Raw genomic sequence first — 5,596 nt, 5'->3', positions numbered from 1 at the left:
GAGATCATGGATATCTCCAAGCCGGGTTAGTGGGCCTGGGGCAAGCACAAGACGGTCCAGTTCCTCGTGGACAATGTGTCTTTCGGTAGCTTTTCCGCCACCTCGACGGTCTTTGAGGCGCGCGGTATTGATATCTTTGATGACACATTTGCCTTTGGAGACCCTGCCCATACCTCGTTCCTGACCAATTCGGAGCAGAACATGTGGATCGGGGGGACCTATCCGGGCAACATCCGCGAGTTTGACCCGTATGACTCGCTGAGCGTGGATGTCCACGATATGGATGGGATTACTGAGGGCAATGTCCTCCTGTGGTGGCGCCATGACAACGGCGGAGACGATCCCATGTCCGCATGGGCTTCCATCACGATGGACCTCGGTCAGCGGGATGCGACCTCCTATTCTGACGAGGGAACTTACCGGGCCATCATCGAGGGGAACGACACAGACCCCCTCACCTACAACCAATGGGTGGTGGGCACCACGGTCGAGTATTACCTGGCGGCTACGGATGACCTTGCCAATGTCACCACCTTCCCCGCGGCAGCCAGCGATCCTGCTGAGCCTGGCTACTTCGAGTTCTCGGTCCTTCCGTTTGACAACACGGATGACCTCCAGAACTTTCAGAAGTATCTGATTGTGGATGACTTCGGTCGGAGCTTCCTTGACTTTGAGAACTCCACCGACTGGAGTCCCTCTGGCGGTTCCGGCCAGGGAACTTTCGACAGTCCGGTGTATGACAGTTCCGAGGACATGGTCGAACTCGCAATGGATGCGCTGGGCCTGCAGTATGACAAGTACGATGTCATGGGCGCAGGCTCCAACATCCAGAACGAGCCCGTGGGCAGCCCGAATACTACCTCGGGCGGATACATGACCACCGTCGGGGATCCTTACTACGATGCCCTCATCTGGCTTCAGGGTAGCTTTGATGCCTACTCACTGTTTGACACCACGCGCATCGAGCTGGGCAATTACCTTGAGAACGGTGGGAAACTCCTGATCTGTGGGGACAACCTGTTCTACTACCTGGGGACCGGCGGCAGCGATGCCGACTCGATCACTGCGTTCGCAGTGGACTACCTGGGTGTGTCCTTCACAGATCCCAATGATGACCGGACCGACGAGCGCATCCTGAATGTTGAGGGTGTGGCCGGAAGTTCGCAGGAAGGGATGAAGTACGGACTGTATGGGGAGTGCCCCATCGTTCGGAACTTCGACCGGATCTACCTGTCCGCCCCGCCTGCTGCAACGACCAACGAGATTGTCATGACCTACGCCGATGGTGGCGCGGGTGACAACGGTCGTGCGGCGGTCATCAAGTGCACCAAGAACACTCTGCCTGGCAAGACCGGGGTCTCCGTGTCATGCGGTTTTGACATCTCGGCCTTCCTGACGATGGATAACCGGGCTTGTTTCCTCCGGAACACCTTCGTCAACGACTTCGGGCTGGAAGTGTTCGAGGCTGCGGCGTGTACCAACAGTGGTACGGATGCGCCGGTCGTGACCTCGTTTGGGTTCGACCTTGCGCAGTCCTCGCCGAACCCGTTCGTCGAGTCGACGGACATCAAGTTCAGCGTGCCCACGAAGGAGCATGTGACGATCGAGGTTTACAACATCCTCGGTCAGAAGGTGCGTACGCTGGTCAACGAGACGCTGGACCCGAATGCCTACACCCGGACCTGGGACGGGCGTGCGGATTCCAACGAGAAGGTCTCCAGCGGCATCTACTTCTACAAGATGGTGGCCGGGGACTTCTCGGCGACCCGGAAGCTTGTGGTGCTGAACTAGACCTGACTGACGGTTTCACCGTCATGGGCCGGCTCCTTCGGGGGCCGGCCCTTTTTTTCGACGCGTATGTGCCGTCACACCGTGTTAGCTTCCTTTGCATGAGTCGAGAACTGCTGGAAGTCGCGCTTGAGATCGCCCGGGAAGCAGGCGAACTTCTCCTCCAGTATGTGGGGGGGCCGTTTGCGGTGGAGAAGAAGGGCAAGATCGACCTCGTGACCGATGCTGACCGCGCGTCGGAACGCCTGATTCTCCAGCGGATTCAGGAGCACTTCCCTGAAGATGCCATTCTGGCGGAAGAGGGCGGCGGGCGGGGAGGGCGGAACGCTCCGGGCAGGCTGTGGGTGGTGGACCCGCTGGACGGAACCACGAACTTCGCGCATGGGTTGCCCATCTGGGCGGTCTCGATCGGAGTGCTGGAGGATGGTGTACCGATGGCGGGGGTGGTCCACGATCCGAGCCGGGGGGAGACCTTCTCAGGGTTGCGTGGACAGGGTGCGTTTCTGAACGGAAGACCGATTCAAGCGTCGACCGCGACCGACCTGTCAGAAGCGCTTCTGGTCACGGGCTTTCCCTATGATGTGCATACGGCGAGCGCCAACAATGTCGATCACTTCTCCAGCTTCGTGAAACAGGCGCGCGCGGTTCGGAGACTCGGAAGCGCGGCGCTCGACCTGTGCTATGTCGGATGCGGGAGGTTTGACGGGTTCTGGGAGATGAGGCTTCACCCGTGGGATGTCGCTGCGGGAGGGGTGATTGCTTCCGAGGCTGGCGCCGTAATCACCGACTTCGCAGGGGCTGACTGGGATGTCTTCGGCAGCGAGTTCCTCGTGTCCACCACAGGGATTGCTCCCGCAATGAGGGAAGTGCTTCTTGACGGGCGAAGGCCCGGCGGTCTGGAATCGGCGTGAGGAGGTCGTCTTCTTCGCGAGCGCTCCTCGTGGCCGGGGCCCTTCTGCTAGTCGGCGCATCGGGCGCTTCGGCTCAGTTCGGGAAGAACAAGGTGGTCTACCGGGACTTCCACTGGAGCGTCATTCCGACCGAACACTTCGACATCTACTTCTACGAAGGCGAGGAGGAGTCCGCTCATGCGGCGGCGCGGATGGCGGAGCGTGCGTATGTACGACTGTCGAGAATCCTCCGGCATGATGTAGTCGAGCGAATCCCCGTCATCGTTTATGCCTCGCACTCCGACTTTCAGCAGACGAACATTACTCCCGGACTCATTCCGGAAGGCGTCGGGGGAATCACTGAGTTCCGCAAACGCCGGGTGTTTCTTCCGTTTACCGGATCATACGGAGAGTTCGACCATGTTCTGACGCACGAACTGGTCCATGCGTTCCAGATCGATCTTCTCTTTGGCGATCCCGCCGGGGATGCGACGCCGTTTTCCTTCCAGCCTCCGCTCTGGTTCATGGAGGGGATGGCCGAGTATCTGGCTCGTGGGGAGGTGGACCCCCATACCGCGATGTGGCTGCGCTGGACCGCGCTGGAAGGGTTGCTGGTGCCTCTTGATGCGCTCGAGCGCGTGTCCGACATTCGAGTCTATCGGATTGGGCAGGCCGTATTCGCATTCCTCGGGGAGCGATTCGGTGACGAGAAGATTGGTGAGCTCCTTCGCAAGACGATCTTCTACCGGTCGGTCGAGAAGGGGTTTCGGGAAACGCTGGGCGTGGGCCTTTCCACGCTGACACGGGAGTGGGAGGACGCGGTTCGGCGGGAGTACTATCCGGAAGTGACTCGCCTCGACAGGGCGGAGACCGCTGCGCGTCGGTTGAGCGGGAGCGACAGAGAATACGGAATCCGCCTTGCCCCGTCGATCTCACCCGACGGCGAGCGGCTCGTATACATCCGGGATGGCCGTTTCTCAAAGGACATCATGCTGGCGTCGGCGCTGGATGGGCAGGACATCCGGCGGCTTGTGGAGGGGGAGAGATCGTCGGACTTCGAGTCGCTCCGTTACTTCTACACATCACTTGGATGGTCTCCCGATGGCCGGACCATCGCCTTCCCGTCGAAGCGCGGCGGTCAGGATGTGCTGGTTCTTCTGGATGTGGAGTCGGGGAAAGTCACCCGGACGATCGCCCCCGGCCTGGACGCACTGCACTCTCCGTCGTTTCATCCCTCCGGAAAGCGCATCGTGTTCTCCGGGGTTCGCAACGGGAAGTCGGATCTCTACGAAGTGAACCTGGACACACTGGAGACCACCCCTCTCACCGACGATCCCTACCTGGCGCGGGATCCCCAGTGGTCGCCCCGGGGAGATCGGATCGCGTTCGTTACGGACCGGGGAGGCCGCACCGATGTGGAACACCTGGTGTTCGATTTCCCGCGGATTGCTCTTCTCGATCCGGCCACGGGGAGGATCGAGCTTCTTCCGGGGCAGTCAGGCAAGAACATCTGCCCGCAATGGGGTCCCGAGGGGAAGACGCTGGCCTTCGTGTCCGACCGGGACGGTGTCTCTGACCTGTACATTCAGGAGCGGGGCACAGGACGACTCTATCGTCTGACCCGGCTCCGGACCGGCGTCACCGGCCTGATCGAATCGAGCCCGTCGTTTTCCTGGTCGCCGGATGGTCAGCGTCTGGTGTTCACCTGTTTTCAGGGACGCGGGTGGGATCTCTTTGCCATGGAAGAACCGCTCTCGAAGATGACTCCGTTGGGGGCAGTGCCTCCCCCTGACCCGGAGCCACTGTTCACTCCTCTGCCATCGCAGGTTCCTCCGCGCAATGAGGTCGCGGATCAGTTCGGTCCGGAGCTTCCATCGGCAGGTGATGCCACTTCGGAAGAGTGGAGCGTGCTGACGGTGCGCGACGAGACACTTCACACTCTCCCGCCGCTGGACAGCCTTCGTGTAGAACCGTATCGACTTCGCTGGTCGCCGGACATCGTCGCGGCGTCTCCGGTGTTCGCTTCGAATGTCGGGTTTGCGGGGCAGGCGAGGCTTGCGTTCTCCGACATTCTGTCCAACCACACGATTCAGGTAGGCGTGTCCGTGTACGGGTCGATCGAAGATTCGGACCTTCTTCTCGGCTACTACAACCTGAAGAAGCGCACGAACTGGGGTGTCACCCTCTATCAGTTCCGGAACGACTTTGGCTTGTTTGCCGCTCCTGATCGGATCGAGTTCCAAAGCCAGATCTACCGGGGTGCCTACGGGTTTCTCTCACGACCGTTCTCCAAGTTCAGTCGCCTCGAACTGGGGGTGGAGGCCAGCACCATCAGTAGTCGGGTCTTTTCGCAGAGTTTCCAGGCGGGCGGGAGCTTTGAGACGGAGGAGACGGACGGAGGCGTCCTTGTGTATGCCGGGCCGGAGGTGGCCTGGGTGACGGACACCGTGGTGTACGGGTTTCACGGTCCCCTTCACGGGACGCGCGCCAGACTGTCCGTGGATCATACGGTTGGAGATGTGCGCTTTACCACGGGCATCCTCGACTGGCGGCGGTACTTTTCCCCATGGGAGAGTACGGTATTTGCCGTACGCCTCGTGGGGGGCGTCAGCGATGGAGAGACACCGCAGGTGTTCCGCATCGGCGGCCCGGAGACTCTGCGGTGCCTGGATTACGGGGAGCGAACGGGAAGGCATGTTGCTCTGACGAATCTGGAACTTCGGTTTCCTCTGGTGGAGTCGATTCGCATGGGATGGCCCCTCCGGATCGGACTGGGGGGCATTCACGGGGCGTTGTTCGCGGATGTTGGAAGCGCGTGGAGTCGGCACTACCGTGGAGTCACCGATGGCGCGCTGCACGACCTTGTGGCCGGATACGGATTTGGGATGAGACTCGGGTTGGGCTATTTCGCGCTGAAG

General features: G+C 60.7%; 3 protein-coding genes. All 3 read left to right on the top strand.

The features are described from left to right. Positions 1-66 precede the first annotated feature (66 nt). On the top strand, positions 67-1,791 hold the full coding sequence (locus QF819_11065) for a T9SS type A sorting domain-containing protein (protein ID MDP6803690.1): 1,725 nt from the start codon (positions 67-69) through the stop codon (positions 1,789-1,791). A gap of 98 nt (positions 1,792-1,889) precedes the next feature. Further along, a complete protein-coding gene (locus tag QF819_11060) occupies positions 1,890-2,699 on the top strand; it encodes an inositol monophosphatase family protein (protein MDP6803689.1) in 810 nt (269 codons plus the stop codon). A 29-nt stretch (positions 2,700-2,728) separates the two neighbouring features. Continuing rightward, positions 2,729-5,596: DPP IV N-terminal domain-containing protein (locus QF819_11055; protein ID MDP6803688.1), on the top strand; the 2,868-nt coding region annotated here is incomplete at its 3' end.

This window comes from Gemmatimonadota bacterium (assembly GCA_030747075.1).
Taxonomy (GTDB): Bacteria; ARS69; ARS69; order ARS69; family ARS69; genus ARS69.
Note: the sequence above shows the minus strand (reverse complement) of the source record. Positions and strands in the feature narration are given on the sequence as shown.

What these genes read in the sequence shown, in the direction of transcription:
- QF819_11060 (MDP6803689.1), top strand. Translation starts at nt 1,890, where the DNA reads ATGAGTCGAGAACTGCTGGAAGTCGCGCTTGAGATCGCCCGGGAAGCA.